The sequence below is a fragment of the Actinocatenispora thailandica genome (genome assembly GCF_016865425.1).
In the GTDB taxonomy this organism is placed as follows: Bacteria; Actinomycetota; Actinomycetes; order Mycobacteriales; family Micromonosporaceae; genus Actinocatenispora; species Actinocatenispora thailandica.
This window is the reverse complement of the sequence record NZ_AP023355.1, coordinates 161452-177386: the sequence shown is the minus strand read 5'-3', so window position 1 is coordinate 177386 and position 15935 is coordinate 161452. Positions and strand designations below refer to the sequence as shown.

General features: G+C 73.3%; 16 protein-coding genes. 8 read left to right on the top strand and 8 right to left on the bottom strand.

Going from position 1 to position 15935, the window contains the following annotated elements; translation table 11 throughout:
* Position 1: 1 nt before the first annotated feature.
* On the top strand, positions 2 to 1063 hold the full coding sequence (locus tag Athai_RS00835) for an ABC transporter ATP-binding protein (protein WP_203959684.1): 1062 nt from the start codon (positions 2 to 4) through the stop codon (positions 1061 to 1063).
* A gap of 93 nt (positions 1064 to 1156) precedes the next feature.
* Here the strand turns inward: Athai_RS00835 and Athai_RS00830 are convergent, their stop codons facing one another.
* From Athai_RS00830 to Athai_RS00800, 7 genes are all read right to left on the bottom strand, one after another.
* Positions 1157 to 1459, bottom strand: a complete 303-nt coding sequence (locus Athai_RS00830; RefSeq protein WP_203959683.1) for a hypothetical protein — start codon at positions 1457 to 1459, stop codon at positions 1157 to 1159.
* On the bottom strand, positions 1456 to 2634 hold the full coding sequence (locus Athai_RS00825; RefSeq protein ID WP_203959682.1) for an ABC transporter permease: 1179 nt from the start codon (positions 2632 to 2634) through the stop codon (positions 1456 to 1458). The genes Athai_RS00830 and Athai_RS00825 overlap by 4 nt, the downstream gene beginning before the upstream one ends.
* 115 nt (positions 2635 to 2749) lie before the next feature.
* Positions 2750 to 3238: a DUF3180 domain-containing protein gene (locus Athai_RS00820; RefSeq protein ID WP_203959681.1), complete on the bottom strand. Its 489-nt coding sequence runs from the start codon at positions 3236 to 3238 to the stop codon at positions 2750 to 2752.
* Complete coding sequence (gene folB / locus Athai_RS00815; RefSeq protein ID WP_203959680.1) at positions 3235 to 3636, bottom strand: dihydroneopterin aldolase; 402 nt, start codon at positions 3634 to 3636, stop codon at positions 3235 to 3237. The genes Athai_RS00820 and folB overlap by 4 nt, the downstream gene beginning before the upstream one ends.
* Before the next feature lie 53 nt (positions 3637 to 3689).
* Positions 3690 to 4493, bottom strand: coding sequence for a dihydropteroate synthase (folP, locus tag Athai_RS00810; protein WP_239157335.1), 804 nt, complete (start codon positions 4491 to 4493; stop codon positions 3690 to 3692).
* 378 nt (positions 4494 to 4871) lie between these two features.
* Positions 4872 to 5231, bottom strand: coding sequence for a ParB family protein (locus tag Athai_RS00805; protein ID WP_203959678.1), 360 nt, complete (start codon positions 5229 to 5231; stop codon positions 4872 to 4874).
* A gap of 157 nt (positions 5232 to 5388) precedes the next feature.
* On the bottom strand, positions 5389 to 6078 hold the full coding sequence (locus tag Athai_RS00800; RefSeq protein ID WP_203959677.1) for a hypothetical protein: 690 nt from the start codon (positions 6076 to 6078) through the stop codon (positions 5389 to 5391).
* A 231-nt stretch (positions 6079 to 6309) separates the two neighbouring features.
* Here Athai_RS00800 and Athai_RS00795 point away from each other — a divergent pair, with 231 nt between their 5' ends.
* From Athai_RS00795 to Athai_RS00770, 6 genes are all read left to right on the top strand, one after another.
* Positions 6310 to 6654 (top strand): hypothetical protein, encoded by a 345-nt coding sequence (locus tag Athai_RS00795; protein ID WP_239156628.1) that lies wholly within the window; start codon positions 6310 to 6312, stop codon positions 6652 to 6654.
* Positions 6655 to 6661: 7 nt separating this feature from the next.
* Positions 6662 to 7024 carry a hypothetical protein gene (locus Athai_RS00790; protein WP_030446944.1) on the top strand — a complete coding sequence of 121 codons (363 nt, stop codon included), beginning with the start codon at positions 6662 to 6664 and terminating at the stop codon, positions 7022 to 7024.
* Positions 7025 to 8114: 1090 nt separating this feature from the next.
* Positions 8115 to 10694, top strand: coding sequence for an ATP-binding protein (locus Athai_RS00785; protein WP_420829754.1), 2580 nt, complete (start codon positions 8115 to 8117; stop codon positions 10692 to 10694).
* 3 nt (positions 10695 to 10697) lie between these two features.
* Positions 10698 to 12758 (top strand): MFS transporter, encoded by a 2061-nt coding sequence (locus Athai_RS00780; protein WP_203959676.1) that lies wholly within the window; start codon positions 10698 to 10700, stop codon positions 12756 to 12758.
* Between the two features lie 26 nt (positions 12759 to 12784).
* The gene (locus Athai_RS00775; RefSeq protein WP_203959675.1) at positions 12785 to 13333 is read left to right on the top strand and encodes a hypothetical protein; all 549 of its coding nucleotides are present in this window, start codon (positions 12785 to 12787) and stop codon (positions 13331 to 13333) included.
* On the top strand, positions 13330 to 14499 hold the full coding sequence (locus Athai_RS00770) for a M23 family metallopeptidase (protein ID WP_203959674.1): 1170 nt from the start codon (positions 13330 to 13332) through the stop codon (positions 14497 to 14499). Before Athai_RS00775 ends, Athai_RS00770 begins: the two co-directional genes overlap by 4 nt.
* Positions 14500 to 14580: 81 nt before the next feature.
* On the opposite strand, the gene Athai_RS00765 is transcribed toward Athai_RS00770, so the two are convergent.
* A complete protein-coding gene (locus tag Athai_RS00765) occupies positions 14581 to 15108 on the bottom strand; it encodes a GNAT family N-acetyltransferase (protein ID WP_203959673.1) in 528 nt (175 codons plus the stop codon).
* A 76-nt stretch (positions 15109 to 15184) separates the two neighbouring features.
* Between Athai_RS00765 and Athai_RS00760 the strand changes: the two genes are divergently transcribed.
* Entirely contained in the window at positions 15185 to 15919 is a 735-nt protein-coding gene (locus Athai_RS00760; protein WP_203959672.1) for a hypothetical protein, read from the top strand.
* The last annotated feature ends 16 nt before the right edge of the window (positions 15920 to 15935 follow it).

The following is a 15935-nucleotide window of genomic DNA, read 5'->3' as shown; positions in this document are numbered from 1 at the left end:
AGTGGACGCTACCCCGGCGGAGCACGCCGCCGAGCGCCTCACCCAAGACGATTCGTCCCGTACCGGCGACAATCGAGCCGCCGAGATCCGGCTGGACCGGTTGGCCAAGGCGTACCCGAACGGCACGGTCGCGGTGGCCGAGCTGACCCTGGCCGTACCGGCCGGCGAGCTCGTCACCCTGGTCGGCCCGTCGGGCTGCGGCAAGTCGACGATCCTGCGCATGATCAACCGGCTGGTCGAGCCGACCGGCGGGCAGATCTTCCTGGACGACGACGACATCACCACCGCCGACCCGGTGACGCTGCGCCGCCGGATCGGGTACGCGATCCAGGACGTCGGGCTGTTCCCGCACCAGACGGTGCGGCAGAACGTGGCCACCGTGCCGCGGCTGCTCGGCTGGTCGAAGGCGGACACCCGGAACCGGGTCGAGGAACTGCTCGACCTCGTCGGCCTCGACCCGGCCGAGTACGGCAAGCGGTACCCGGACGAGCTGTCCGGTGGCCAGCGGCAGCGGGTCGGGGTGGCCCGCGCGCTCGCCGCCGACCCGGTGGTGCTGCTGATGGACGAGCCGTTCAGCGCCGTCGACCCGATCGCGCGCGGCCGGCTGCAGGAGGAGTTCCTGCGGCTGCAGGCGGAGGTGCGCAAGACGACCGTGTTCGTCACGCACGACGTGGACGAGGCGGTCCGGCTCGGCGACCGCATCGCGGTGCTGTCCGGCGGCGGCAAGCTGGAGCAGTACGCCCCGCCGGCGGAGATCCTGGGCCGGCCGGCGTCGTCGTTCGTGGCCGAGTTCGTCGGTGCCGACCGCGGCATCAAGCGGCTCGGCGTCACCCCGATCCCGGCGGCCGCGCTGCGCGCACCGGACCGGGTGCCCGGGTTCGCCGCCGCCACCGCGCCGCCCCGGGTACCGGCGACCGCGACGCTGCGGGAGGCGCTCGCCGCACTGCTGGAGGGCGGTACCGGCTGGGTGCTGGTCGACGACGGCGACCGGCTCGCCGGCGTGCTCACCCCGGACGACATCTACCAGGCGATGCACGACACCCAGCCGGGCCGCCCGGCCTGACCCACCGCCTTGTCGATCATGGCGTTGTCCGGTCAGCAGACGCTTCCCACGCGGATGACCCCATGATCGACAAGGCGCGCGGTGGGGTGGGGGTTATGCGTGCTTGGTGAGGTAGTCGATGAAGCGGGCGCGCATCAGCGGCTCGGCGTCCCCGTACGACTCGTGCCCGGTGAACTCGCGCCACACCCCGACCAGCTCGTCGACGAACTCGCCGATCGAGCCGCTGGAATCGTCCAGCAGGTTGCTCTCCTGGGCGTGCGGCAGGTGCCGGACCAGGTCGGCGAAGAAGTGCCGGTCGTGCCGGCGGTGTGCCAGCGCGAAGGCCCGCTCGCGCAGCTCCTCGGTGGACAGCGCGTCCAGCTCGTCGAGTTCGTTGCTCGACGTACCCTCGGTCATACGCCGAGCATACGGGCGCTCTCGCGGCGCCGGCCGCCCCACTCCACCAGCCGCGTCACCACCAGCCCCAGCACGATCGCGCCGCCCGCCACCCCGAACGTGGTGGCCGGCCCGGACCAGCCGCGCAGCACGCCGAACTGCACCGCGAGCACCACCGCCAGCACTCCCAGCATGGTGCCGAGCACGCCGCCGCGCCGCCCGTACGCCGAGACGCCGCCCACCAGCACCGCGCCGAGCGCGAGCAGCAGCTGCGGCAGGATCGAACCGGACCCACCGGCGGTGCGCTGCTGCACCGCGGTGAGCACCCCGGACAGCCCGGCCAGGCCACCGGACACGGTCAGCGCGAGAACCACCATCAGCGCCGCGCCGGGGCCGCGCCGCTCCGCCGGGTCGGCGCCCGGCCGGAACGCACCGACCGCCCGGCGCAGCGGCCGGACCAGCCCGAACACCCCGGCCAGCACCGAGGCCGCGGCCACCGCGATGAACCACACGTACGCCCAGCGATGCGGATCCGGCACGCCGTCCGCCACCGCGACCGGGTTGCCGTGGCCGATCAGCGTGGTCGCCACGAACCCGCCGCACAGCGCGGCGAGCGACGCCGCCCAGGCCGGTACATGCAGCAGCGCCACCAGCACCCCCAGCGCCAGGCCGGCGACCAGCGCCACCCCCAGGCCCGGGACCAGCGCCACCGGCAGGTCGTGCTCGTACGCCCGGGCGAACAGCACGCCGGCGACCGCGGCGAACGCGCCGACCGCCAGATTCGGAGCGCCGGCCCGCAGCGACACCGACACCGCCATCGCGAGCAGTCCGAGCGCCGCCGCCTGCACCGCGATCACCCGAAGCTCGGCGTCGTGGAACATCGCCGGCTGCACCCGCCAGCAGAACACCGCGAGCCCGGCGACCAGCACCGCCAGCAGCAACTCCCAGACCACGTGCACCAGCAGCCGGTCGCTCTCCGGCGGGGGCGGCGGGGTGAGCAGCGCACCGGGCGGAGCCTGTCCCGGCAGGGTCAGCGTCCGATCGCTCTCCGGCGTCGCGTAGCCCGGATCGAACGTCGGATCGCCGGACGGGTAGTCGTCGCCGTACCCGAACCCCTGGTCCGGCAGCTCGTCGGGATAGCGGCTCGGCTCGGACCGGCGGCCGGGCAGCCGGACCGTCGAATCGTCCTCGGACATGTTGGCCCCCTCGGCAGCGCACCCGCCGGTCGGCAACGCGCTTGCCGACATCGTCGCCCACCGGTTCCACGGTCGCACGCCGGCACGACGCGTGCACGCTCGGCACTCGGGAAGGCTACGGCTTCTGCTGGTTCTCGTCCTCCGGGTCGGGCGGGATCCGGCAGGAGTGCTCCAACCACAGGGCGGCGGCGGCCAGGGCCATCGACGACACCGCGCCGGCCGCGGCCGGCAACACGTCGGCCGCCGCGGACGCGAGCTGGCCGCGGTTCTGCACCAGCCACAGCAGGCCACCCGCGTACAGCCCGGTGAACAGGGCACCGGCCGCCGACGACGCCTTCGCGATCAGCACGTACCGCGCCACGCTGAGCGGGTTGACCGGCTCGGTACCGGGCTTGCGGGCGATCCGCCGACCGGTGCTCAGCGCCGTGATGCCCTCGACGATCGCGAGGATCGCGAGGGTGATCGCCGGCAGCAACGGCAACGGCGGCAGCGACCCGTAGAAGCGGGCGAACAGCAACCAGCCGGCCACCCCGGCCAGCAACACCGTCACCACCAGGGTCGGCACGCTGGTCGGCCGCACCCGCGGCTGCGGCGGCTCGCTCATCGGGGTTCCTTCCTCGCCGGACCGCCGTCCGCACCGGAGGTACGGTCGCGCACCAGCGTCACCGACACGTCGGTGAACCCGTGCGCGATCGGCGCCTGCGGCTTGTGCACGGTCAGCCGAACCCGGTCGACCCGCGGGTCGGCGAGGCACGCAGCGGCCAGCCGATCGGCGAGCGTCTCGATCAACCGCACCGGCGCACCGGCGACGATCGCCGCCAGCCGATCGGCCAGCTCACCGTAGTGCACCGTGTCGGTCACCTCGTCGGTACGCGCCGGGCGGGACAGGTCCAGCTCCAGCTCGGCGTCGACGACGAAGTCCTGCCCGTTCTCCCGCTCGAAGTCGTACACCCCGTGCCGGCCACGCACGCGCAGCCCGGTCAGCGTGATCCGGTCACTCACCGTCGACCCCTTCGGTCGGTACGACGACGAGGCACCGAGCGTGATTCGCTCGCTCATTGCGCGACGCCCGTCCGCGCCGACCGCCAGGACCGGACGGCGTCCACCGTGGACCGCACCTCGTGCACCCGAATGCCCCAGGCGCCGGCGTCCACCGCGAACAGGTTCGCCGCGAGGCTCGCCGCTTCCCGATCGTCGACCGGCCGTGGCGTACCGTCCGGCCCGGCCAGCAGGGAACCCAGGAACGACTTGCGGCTCACCCCGACCAGGACCGGGAATCCCAGGCCGCGCAACGTGTCCAGGTGCGCGAGCAGCTGCCAGTTGTGCGCCGGGGTCTTCGCGAAACCGAGCCCGGGGTCGACCACGATCCGCTCGGCCGCGACCCCGCCGGCGACCGCCGCGTCCACCCGCTCGGCCAGCTCGTCCCGCACGTCGACGACCACGTCGCGGTAGCTCGCCAGCCGGTACATCCGCTTCGAGTGGTCGCGCCAGTGCATCAGGATCCACGGGCAGCCGGCGTCGGCCACCACCCGCACCATGTCCGGATCGGCCAGACCGCCGGACACGTCGTTGACCACCGACACACCCGCCGCCAGCGCCGCGGCGGCCACCTCGGCGCGGGTGGTGTCGATGCTCATCGGCACACCGGCGGCGGCCAGCTCCCGGATCACCGGGACCACCCGGGCCCGTTCGGTCGCGGCGTCGACCCGGTCGGCGCCCGGGCGGGTGGACTCGCCGCCGACGTCCACCAGCTCGGCGCCGTCCCGCCACATCCGCACGCCGTGCGCCACCGCGGCGTCGAGGTCGTCGTACCGTCCGCCGTCGGAGAACGAATCCGGCGTCACGTTGAGCACGCCCATCACGACCGGTGCGGCGCTCGATCGGTGCACCGCGAACTTCCCCCCACTGTGCTCCCTCACGGCACCGACGCTACCGGTCCGAGCGGCCGCCGGGCCGGTGGGGAACCTCATGCCCGCGGTGTCGCAGCGCACCGCCCGGTCCGACCGGCACCCGGTACCCGGCAGCCGCGGTGCGGCCAGCGCGCGGAGCCCGCCGGTGCCGGTAGCCGCACGGGTGCGGCCAGCGCGCGGAGCCCGGCGGTTCGACCGGCAGCCGCACGGGTGCCGCCGGGCCGCGGAGCCCGGCGGTTCGACCGGCAGCCGCGCGGGTGCCGCCGGGCCGCGGCCGGCGGTTCGACCGGCAGCCGCGCGGTGCGCCGGGGCGCGGAGCCCGGCGGTTCAGCCGGTACCGGCGGAGCCGCCCGCGGCGCGCCGGCGAGCCCGCTGGGCACGCCGGATGCGTTCGGCGCCGGCCGCTCCGGGGCCGGTCCGCATCCGGCCGACGACGGCGGGGAACGGCTGGCCGTCGTTGTGCTCGGCCTCCAGCCGCTCCACCTCCTGCCGGACGGCTCGTTCGACCAGCTCGGAGATCGTGGTGGGGCCGGCGCCGTCGGTGCTGCTCAGCCAGTACGCGGCGGCGCGGGCGCGTTCCAGTACCTGCCGGGAGAGGTGGAACGACCGCGGCGTTCGCTCGGCCGGATCGATGCCCAGCCCGGCCGGCATCCGGTCGGGTTCGGGCGCTGCGCCGGGGATCTCCACGCTGTGCTTGCTCCCTTCGGTGCCGCGATCTTCCTGCCGCGTCGGCGGGGCCGGCCGCTCGGTGCCGGTCCGGGCCGGCCGGTACCCGCTGGTCCGGACCGGCGGTGCCGTCGCCGGGCCGGGCAACCGTCGAGTCGGGGCGCCGACCGCGGGGCCGTCACCGTGCCGGCGCCGCCGGGCTCTCCGCGGTCGCCGGCGGCCCGGAGTCGGCCGCGTCGAGCGGCCACACCGACAGTTCGACGGTGCCGGCGACGGACAGCTCCGCGGTCGAGCCGGCCGGTTCGAGGCGGAAGTCAGGCAGCCGAACCAGCCGGCGGCCTGTGGCGGTGATCACGCAGAGGTACCAGCCGCCGGCCGGGTCGGTCAACACCCAGCCCGGTTCCACGTCCGTCGGGACGGCCGGATCGGCACTGTCCGATTCATGCACGGGGGGACTGGTTTTCACCGGCGGAAAGGTGGCAGTCTGGGGAGGCCCGCCCGGTCGAGGTGCCGTCGTGCGGTACAGGGGAGAAGGCGACCGGATGAGTGCGTTGAGTTCGACCCGATCGGCCACCTTGGCCGCGATGATCATGCCCAGCACCAGCACGATCACCGCCGCACCGGCGCACGCTGCGACCGCGGCGATGCCGGTGAGCGGCAGCGTGGTGGCGAGCGCCACCGCGCCGCCGGCGATGGCCACCAGTCCGGCCGCGAGTTCGACCGCGGCCAGCCCACGCCCGATCCGCGGGCGGGGTGCGGAGGGCCACTTGCGCGCCGCGCGCACCACCCCGAGCTGGTGCACGCCGAGGCCGGTGAGCACGACACCGAGGACGACGAGCAACGCACCGGTCGCGAGCGTCCGGATCATGCCGCGCCTCCCTCCGGCTCCGCGCCGCGGCGTGAGCGCACTAATGTTACATGCAACTTGCCTTGTCGCATAGTTGAGTGCAATGTACAGTCAGGGACACTTTACGCGTTACTACGAGACACACCGTGATCACCTAGTACCACTAAGTGGGGATATCGAGGAAGCTGGAAGCAATGAGACTCGTGACGAACACGGAGAGCGACGGGGGACGGGTCGATGATTAGCGACCTCATGAGCGCCGGACTGGGCACGTTTCCGCTCAGCGCCGCGCTCGGCGCCCTGCCGCTGTCCGCCGCAGACGCCCACGTGCTCCACCTCGCCGGAGGCGCCCTCTCCGGCGGCCTCGCCGCCCCCAAGACCGTCGACACCAGCGGCATCATCGAGTTCCTCGCCACCAAGATCGCGCCGATCCTGCTCGCCGTGCTCGGCCTGATCTTCATCGGCCGGGCGAACAAGGGCGAGGTGTCCCGCGTGCTCACCAGCTCCGTGATCGCGATCGTCGGGCTGGTGTTCATCGGCGGCGCCGTCACCCTGCTGTTCCTCGGCGGCTACCTCGTCGACCTCATCTTCAAGTGAGGTTTCGATGCGGCTGCGGACCGACGACGACATCTACCGGGCACGCCTGCTCTACCTCGGCCCGCCCGGCTACACCCTGCCGTTCCAGCTGCCGTACGCGCAATACGGGCTCTTCGCCCTGCTCGTCCCGGTGTTCATGCTCATCCACTACGCCTTCACGCTGACCGTCGACCTGTTCCCGGCCTGGGAGATCGCGCTGTCGATGGTCGCCACCTCGCTGGTCTTTCGGTACGTGGATCCGGACCGGCCGGCCCGGCAGGTGCTGCGCACCGCGCTCACCGACTGGCGCCGCACCCGCGAACCGCACACCGAACGGCCTGAGCCGTCGCTCGTCGCCAGCCGGGTCCGCGTCCGCCAGGAGTTGACATGACCACCACCCCGTCCCGGGCCAACCAGGCCCGCCAGTCCAGGTCCGACGCCACCGCGCCGGACGAGCCGGCGCCCACCCGAGCCGACCAGGAGCGCCCGGAACGACCGCCCGGCAGTACCGGCGGTCCCGCCGGCGGCGCCACGACGGGACCAGCACCGCTCGCGGTCTTCCGCGCTCCCGGCGCCGCTCCGACACCCCCCAACCCGGCGACCCCGGGTACGCGACCGGCCCCCGCCGGTCCGGGTGGCCAAGCGGCCCCACCGACCTCCCGTCCCGCATCAGAACCGCCCAGCGGCCAGTACCCCACCGTGCCCCCGGCCGCCAGCCAGCCGAGCGGCCAGTACCCCACCGTCGCGTCGCGCACCGACCCACCCAGCGGCCAGTACCCGACCGTCCCGCCACGCACCGATCCGGCCGGCGGGCAGCGCCCGACCACCGGACAGCCCAGCGGGCAGTACCCGACGGTCCCGCCCCGGGCCGATCAGCCCAGCGGCCAGTACCCCACCGTCGCGCCACGCACCGACCCACCCAGCGGCCAGTACCCGACCGTCCCGCCACGCACCGATCCGGCCGGCGGGCAGCGCCCGACCACCGGACAGCCCAGCGGCCAGTACCCGACGGTCCCGCCCCGGGCCGATCAGCCCAGCGGCCAGTACCCGACCGTGAGACAGCGGCCGGGCCAGGGCAGCGGCGCCTACCCGACCGTGCCGGGGCCGGCACCCGGCGCGAACCCGCGGGCCGCGGCAGCCGGGACCGGCCGCACCGCGCCGACCGCAGCGGCACCGCCCGCCACCCCCGACCCGCAGCACCGGGCCCGGCGGCACCGCCCGCCACGCCCCCATCCACAGCAACGAGCCCGGCGGGAGCGCCGACCGCCGGGAACGCGCCTGCACGCCCGGCGCGTCCTGCGCAGCCGGCGCCGGCCCCGACCGGTGGCCGGCCGTCGAACGCGCCGGCCGCGACCGCGACACCGTCGGTCGGCGCGCCACCGGCCGCACCGGTACGACCGGGCAGCCGTCCGGCCGCCCCGGGCAAGCCGGCGAAGCAGCGGAAACCGGCGCAGCGCAAGCAACCCAGGGCGACCGGGCCGGTGGCCCGCAACCGCACCCCGAAGCACAAGGACCGGCCGGCGCCGGTGGAGCTGGCGATCACCGAGATCGCCGGGCACCTGACGTTCACCCCGACCAGCGTCACCGCCTGGTACTGGCTGCCCGAGATGCGGTGGGCGTTCCGGCCGGACACCGAGCGCGAGGCGATGATCGTCGCGATCGCCGAGCAGTACGCGGGGCTCGCCGGGTTCCGCTTGCACCTGCGGCGCACCACGAAGCCGTTCCCGGCCGACGCGTGGGCGCAGACGATCAACGCGAACACCCCGCACCCGCTGCCCACCCCGCCCGGCGCGCCGACCTGGTCGGACCACCTGGTCAACGCGCAGCGGCACCTGTTCCAGGTCAACCACGCCGAGGGCCAGACCTACCTGGGCATCACCTTCGCCCGGCGGACCTTCAAGGACAACCTGGCCGAGCGGCTGGGTGCGTTGCGCGGCAAGGGAACCGGCACCGCCGAGCGCAAGCGGGTGGCGCGGATGGTCGGCCAGTTCGACGAGGTGCTCGGCGCGTTCGGGATGCGCGGCCGGCGGGTGACGCCGACCGAGCTGGAGTGGCTGATCTACCGCAGCGTGGCGCTGTGCATGGACCCGCCGCAGCTGCTCTCGTCGGTACGGCAGTCGGAGTGGGAACGGTCCGACCTGCTGGCGCTGACCGAGCAGATCGAGCGGTACCGCACCCCGTACGGGTCCACGGTGAAGCTGGTGAACCGGCTGACCGGCGAGGAGCGGCACGCCTGCGTGCTGACCGTCGGCCGGATGGAACCGCTGGAGATCCCGGAACGGCACGAGCCGTGGATGCACTTCCACGAGCGGCTGCCGTGGCCGATGGAGATCTCCTCGCACGTGGACGTGCTCGGCCCCGGCGACACGTTCCGCAACCTGGAACACCGGCTGCGGATGATCCGCTCCCAGCAGAGCGACTACGTCGAGCACGGCATGGACGTACCGCCGGAACTGGAACGGCTCGCCCGCCGGGCACTGGTCGTCGGCGACGACATGACCACCGGGCTGCCGCTGGACGCGTCCCGGGTGCACGGCTGGCACCGGATCGCGATCGGCGGCAGCACCCGGGAGGAGTGCCTGGAGCGCGCCCGCGCGCTGACCAAGATGTACTCCCGGGACATGCGGATCTCGTTGCAGCACCCGAAGAACCAGGACTGGCTGGCCCGCGAGTTCATCCCGGGCGAGCCGATCGCGAACACCGGGTACGTGCGGCGGATGCCGGTCAAGCTGTTCGCCGCGGCGCTACCGCAGGGCGCGTCGAACGTCGGCGACCGGCGCGGCGACCTGATCGGCCGGACCGCCGGCACCTCCCGCCGGCCGGTCTTCCTCGACCTGCACTTCCCGATGGAGGTACGGGAACGCTCCGGCCTCGCCGTCTTCGTCTCCGAACCCGGCGGCGGCAAGTCCACCCTGGTCGGCGGCCTCGGCTACCTGGCCGCCCGGCGCGGGGTGCAGACCACGCTGCTCGACCCGTCCGGCCCGCTGGCCCGGATCTGCGACATGCCGGAGCTGAAGCCGTACTCGCGGGTGCTCAACCTGACCGGCTCCCAGGAGGGCACGCTCGCGCCGTACGGCCTGATCCCCACCCCGATGCGATCGCACTTCGCGACCGGGCCGGGCGGCGACCGGGAGTACGAGATCGGCGTGTCCAACGCCCGCGCCGAACGCCGGATGCTGGTCCAGGACATCTGCTCGATGCTGATCCCGCCGCAGGTGACCCGGGAGGCCTCCACCGCGGCGCTGCTGCGGCACGCCGCCCGGCAGGTACCGGCCGAGGAGACGTCGTCGCTGGACGACGTGGTCGCCGCGCTGCGCGGTACCGACGACGACGGCGCCGAACTGGCCAACCTGCTGATGGACGCGGCCGAGATGCCGCTGGCCCGGCTGTTCTTCGGCCGCCCGCCCGAGTCGCTGACCGACCCGGAACACCGGGACGTGCTCACCGTCATCACCATGGCCGGGCTGCGCCTGCCCGACCTGAAGATCGAACGCGAGTACTGGTCGGCCGAGGAACAGCTGGCGCTGCCGATGCTGCACACCGCGCACCGGCTCGCGGTCCGCCGCTGCTACTCCGGCGACATGAACGCCCGCAAGATGGTCGGCCTGGACGAGGCGCACTTCATGGAGGGCTGGCGGTCCGGCCGCTCGTTCCTGGTCCGGCTCGCCCGCGACTCCCGGAAGTGGAACATCGCCGGCCTGGTCGCCTCGCAGAACCCGAAGGACATCCTCGGCCTGGACGTGCAGAACCTGGTCTCCACCGTGTTCGTCGGCCGGATCGCCGAGGACCCGGAGATCGCGGCCGAGGCGCTGCGGCTGCTCCGGGTGCCACGCGGCGTCGGGTACGAGGCGATCCTCGGCACCCTGTCCACCTCGGACGCCGCCTCCGACCAGCGGCTGCCCTACCGGGAGTTCGTGATGCGCGACGTGGACGCCCGGGTGCAGCGGATGCGGGTCGACCTGGGCTACGTGCCCGAACTGCTCACCTACCTCGACACCACGCCGACCCAGGCGGCACCGGTCGAAGCCACCTCCGTACCAGCAGCCAGTCGGGAGGCGTGAGTCATGATCGCCCGGTTGGCCCGCGGCGCGGGCCTCGATCCCACCCGGCCGGCACACCGCCGGGAGCGCCTCGTCTCGCTGGTGCTGACGATCCTGGTCGCCGCCACCGCCGTACTCTTCTGGCCCGCCCAACCCGCCAGCGCCGCACCGGACCAGTGCAGTGCAGCCGATTGGCTTCGGGCGGGGAAGAACGGTCAACTGCAGCACTGCATCAACAAGCTGCCCGCAGCGTCGTCCACCATCAGTGACTGCATGGGCATTCCGACACCGAGCGCGCCGGACAGCGGTTTCGGCGGATGGTTCGCCTCGAATCCGAAGGTCAAGCCGGGCGTGACCGGGCTCTACTCGTCCTACGGCTACTCCGGCTACGACTACCCGCTCTACCACCCGGACTGCAACGGTTCGGTGCTGCCGTCCTCCGCCTCCACCACGACCACCATCGCGAACGGCGAGATGATGGTGGCCACCGGCATCGTGGGCGCCGCGGATGCCTTCCGGGAGAAGGCGTACGACCCGGGCAGCATGTGGGGCTGGGCGGACAAGCTGGTGACCAGCGCGACCAAGGCGATCTACCAGAAGGTGTTCACCGTCTTCGGTGTCGTGACGATCGCTATCGTCGGGCTCTACCTGCTGTGGCGCTCCCGGCAGGCGAACATGAGCGACGCGCTGACCACCGCCGGGTGGGCGGTACTGGTGATGGTGGTGGTCACCGCGGTCGCGGCGTGGCCGATGGTGTCCGCGCACCTTGCCGACAAGACACTGCTGACCTCGCTGGGGATCGTGCACGACGCGGTCGGCCCGCAGGCGAAGAACCTGTCGCCGGCGCAGTGCCCGAACGCTCAGCGGGACCGCCCGCCGGGCGTCCCCTACGACCCGGATCTGTGCAAGGACCACCGGGAGCCGGCGGTGCGGGCCAGCGACACCGCGACCCAGGCCGTGCTGTACAACAACTGGCTGCGGGGCACGCTCGGGTCGGCCACCAGCCCGACGGCCGAGAAGTACGGCATGGCGCTGTACGAGTCCTCCGCCCTGAGCTGGCAGGAGGCCAAGGACATCCAGCGGCATCCGAGCCAGCGGCAGACGATCCTGAAGCAGAAGGCGGAGAACTTCCAGCGGATCGCTCAGCAGATCAAGACCGAGGACCCGGACGCGTACGACTACCTGCAGGGCAAGGACGGCAGCGCCCGGGTCGGCGCCGGGTTGATCGCGATCATCAGCGCGTTGGCGTTCGCCTTCTTCGACATCGCGGCGTCCTTGCTGATCATTCTCGGGTTCCTGATCTTCCGGTGGGCGGTGGTGGCGATCCCGGTGATCGGCACGATCGCGATCCTGCGGCCGGCCAGTGCCGGGTTCAAGCGGCTGATCAACATCGTGGTGGCGGCGATCTTCAACATCGTCATCTTCGGTGCCGGCGCGTCGATCTACCTGTTCGCGGTGGATCTGATCATGAACACGGCGACGTTGCCGGGGTGGTTGCAGATCACCCTGGTCTGGCTGTGCGGCGTGGTCGGCTGGTTGCTGCTGCGGCCGTTCCGGCGGATCACCCAGCTCGGCGGCAAGTCGCCGATCGGCGAGATCGCGCACATCGGCTCGTGGCACCGGCGGTTCTTCTCGGACCTGAAGGGTGTCGCGATCGGCGCGGCGGGGGCCGCGGTGATGGGTGACATCGAGGCCCAGGACGACGAGGGGCAGGGCAAGCGCAAGCGCGGCAAGCCGGCGGAGGCGGACGGCGACGGCCAGCAGCCCGCGGCGCCCGGCGCGGTACCCGATGCGCCGAGCAACAGCCCGGATCCGGCGGGTGCGCCGCCCGGTGGTGCGCCGGACCGGTCGACGGACGCGCCCCGTACCCCGGAACCGGCGGGTGCGCCGCGCGGCGCGGGCCGGCGGGACAGCCAGGTGTGGGTGCCGGAGACCGGCCGGTACGCGGACGGCAGCGACAGCTACGACGACCTGGCGGCGAGCGTCGGTCGCGCCGATGCCCGGATCTCGGAGAGCACCGGGTCGGTGGACCGGGAACTCGCCGGCTACGAGCGCGCCGACGCCAACCGGTCCAGAAACCCGTGACCAGCAGATCCTGACGGGAGTTCCAGATGCGCCGGGTGCTCGCGTTCGTCACCAGCCGGTACGGTCTCGCCGGGCTGGTCGCGCTGCTCATCATCGTGATCGTCGTGGTCGGCCGGCTCGCCGGGGTGGTCGGCGGCGGATCCGGCAACGACGGCGGCGCACCGGTGGCCGGCGGTGCGCCGGCGGGTGCCGGCGCCACCGAGTCCGGCGCGCCGAACGACGGACCGACCGGCGCCCGCCCGACGCCGAGCCCGGTGGTCCCGGCGGGCAAGGCCGGGCCGGTGGCGGTCGCCACCTCGTTCAGCACCGCGTACCTGGACTCGAACGGGGCGGCGAAGGCCTGGCGGGCCGCGCTGCGGAGGTACGCCACCGAGAAGCTCGCGGGCGAGCTGGGCACGATGGATCCGGCCACGGTACCGGCGCAGCGACGCACCGGCGCGGCGAAGCTCGGCGCCCACGGCGCGCACTGGGCGCAGGTCGCGGTGCCGTGCGACTCCGGCACCCTGACCCTGCGGCTGCTCGGCGACGGCAACGGCTGGCTGGTCGACGGCATCGACTGGGCGCCGGCGTCATGAGCCGGCGCAGACGCGGGGCCTGGGTGGTCGCCGGGATCGCCGCCACCTGCGTCCTGCTGTGTTGCGGGCTGGGCGGCGCGGTCGCGCTGTCCGGCCTGTTCAACCAGCCGGACACCCCGGCGGTGAACCTGACCGGCTGCGGCCAGCACCTCCGCGCGTACCGGGACCTGCCCGCGGTGTCCGGCTACACCGACGCGCAACGCAGCCGGGCGTACGACATCATCAAGGCCGGCGTCGCGATGAAGGTGCCGCCGCGCGGCTGGGTGATCGCGGTGGCGACCGCGCTGCAGGAGTCGGGGCTGAAGGTCTACGCGAACGACAACCCGCTGTACCCGCTGGTCAAGGCGCACAGCATGGCCCTGCCGCACGACGCGGTCGGGCACGACCACGACTCGGTTGGGCTGTTCCAGCAGCGGCCGAAGCCGCCGGAGGGCGCCGGCGGTTGGGGGACCGTCAAGGAGCTGATGGACCCGGCCACCTCGGCGAAGAAGTTCTACCGCAAGCTGCTGTCGACCAGCGGCTGGCAGCAGGACTCGCTGACCGTGGCCGCGCAGGCGGTGCAGGGCAGCGCCTACCCGGACGCGTACGCGAAGTGGGAGGGCGACGCGACGAACCTGGTGAACGCGCTGACCGGCGGCGCGGCCCGGACCGCGGCGGACGCGTCCGGCAGCCAGTCCCCCGGTACCTGCGCGGCGAACGGGCAGATCGCCGCGTCCGGCTGGGTGCAGCCGGTCAGGGCGCCGATCAGCTCGGGGTTCGGTCCGCGCGGCGGCTTCTTCCACTACGGCGTCGACCTCGCCGCACCGCGTGGCAGCGACATCCGGGCGGCCGCCGGCGGCCTGGTGATCACCGCGGAGTGCGAGCCGAGCACCGGCAACTGCGACCAGGACGGCAGCGCCGGCACGCCGGGCTGCGGCTGGTACGTCGAGATCAGGCACGCCGACGGGGTGAACACCCGGTACTGCCACATGGTGTCCCGGCCGTTGGTGCACGTCGGGCAGACGGTGTCGGCGGGCACCGTGCTCGGCCACGTCGGGATGAGCGGCAACGCGGACGGGCCGCACCTGCACTTCGAGGTACACCTGCACAACGACATGTCGTCCAACGGCGCGATCGACCCGGTGCCGTTCATGCAGGACAAGGGTGCTCCGCTGGGGAAGTCCTGAGTCACGGGTCGAGCGGGACCGCACCCTCGGTGGCGCCGGGGATTCGCCCGCCCGCTCGACCGGAGGCCCGCCGCTGGCCGCTCAGTCGGTGGCGGCCGGGTCGATCAGCTGCCACAGGACGTGGTCCTGCCACCGGCCGGCGATCTTGAGGTAGTCCGGCGCGGTGCCGATCCGGACGAAGCCGCAGTGCGCCAGCACCCGCTGCGAACCGGCGTTCGCCAGCAGCGTCTCGGCCTGCACCCGGTGCAGGGCCAGCTCGTCGAACGCCACCCGGATCATCTCGCGCAGCGCGGCCGTCGCGACGCCACGGCCGTTCTGCCCGGCGTCCACCCAGTAGGCCACGCTGCACGACCGGAACGCCCCGTACACGATGCCGTTGAGGTAGCTGCGACCGATGACGGCACCGTCGTCGTCGACGATCAGTCGCGGCAGGGTAGCGCCCCGTGCGTACCGGTCCAGCTCGTCCTCGATCATCGCGCGCTGGCCGGCCTCGGTGAAGAACTCCGGGGCGCGCAGCGGCATCCACGGGGCGAGGAAGTCCCGGTTGCGGACGACCAGGTCGGCGAGGGCGGCGGCATCGTCGGTACCGACGAGTCGGGTGCTGGGCATGCGCCCATGATCCGCCATCGGACGGCACCGCCGGAACTGCGTTGTCGGTGCGGCGCCCGCTCCGTACTCTGCGGGCATGGTCTTCGAGGTGGTCACCAGCGCCGATACCCCGGAACTCGACGACCAGACCGCCGAGGCGCTGCGCGAGGTGTGGCCGGAGTTCATCTTCCACGACCCGACCTCCCGCGCGTACGTCGGCCGGGTGGAGACGTACTTCCCCCGGTTCGACCTGCGGCTGCTGGACGACGGCGCCGTCGTCGCCGGCGCCTGGGGCGTACCGCTGCGCTGGGACGGCACCGTCGCCGACCTGCCGGACGGTTACGACGGGAGCCTGGTGCGCTCCGTCGAGGACCACGAGCGCGGCGTCGCACCGAACACGCTGAGCATCATGGCCGCCGCGGTCGCCGCCGGCCGGCAGGGCGGCGGTCTCGCCGGCCGGGTGCTCACCGCGCTGCGCGAGCGCGCCACCGAAGCCGGGCTGACCGCGGTGATCTGCCCGGTCCGGCCGACGCTCAAGACCCGCTACCCGCTGCAGTCGATGGCCGACTTCGCCACCTGGCGGCGCGACGACGGGCTGCACCTCGATCCGTGGATCCGCACCCACCAGCGACTCGGCGCGACGGTACTCGTCCCGGCGCTGCGCTCGATGATCATCGAGGGCACCGTGGCCGAGTGGGAGTCCTGGACCGAACTGGCGTTCCCGCAGTCCGGCGACTACGTGGTCCCCCAGGCGCTCGCCACGGTGCACATCGACCGGGACGCCGACCACGGCCGCTACCAGGAACCCAACCTCTGGATGCGGCACCGCTGACCGTTCCGGCTGCTCG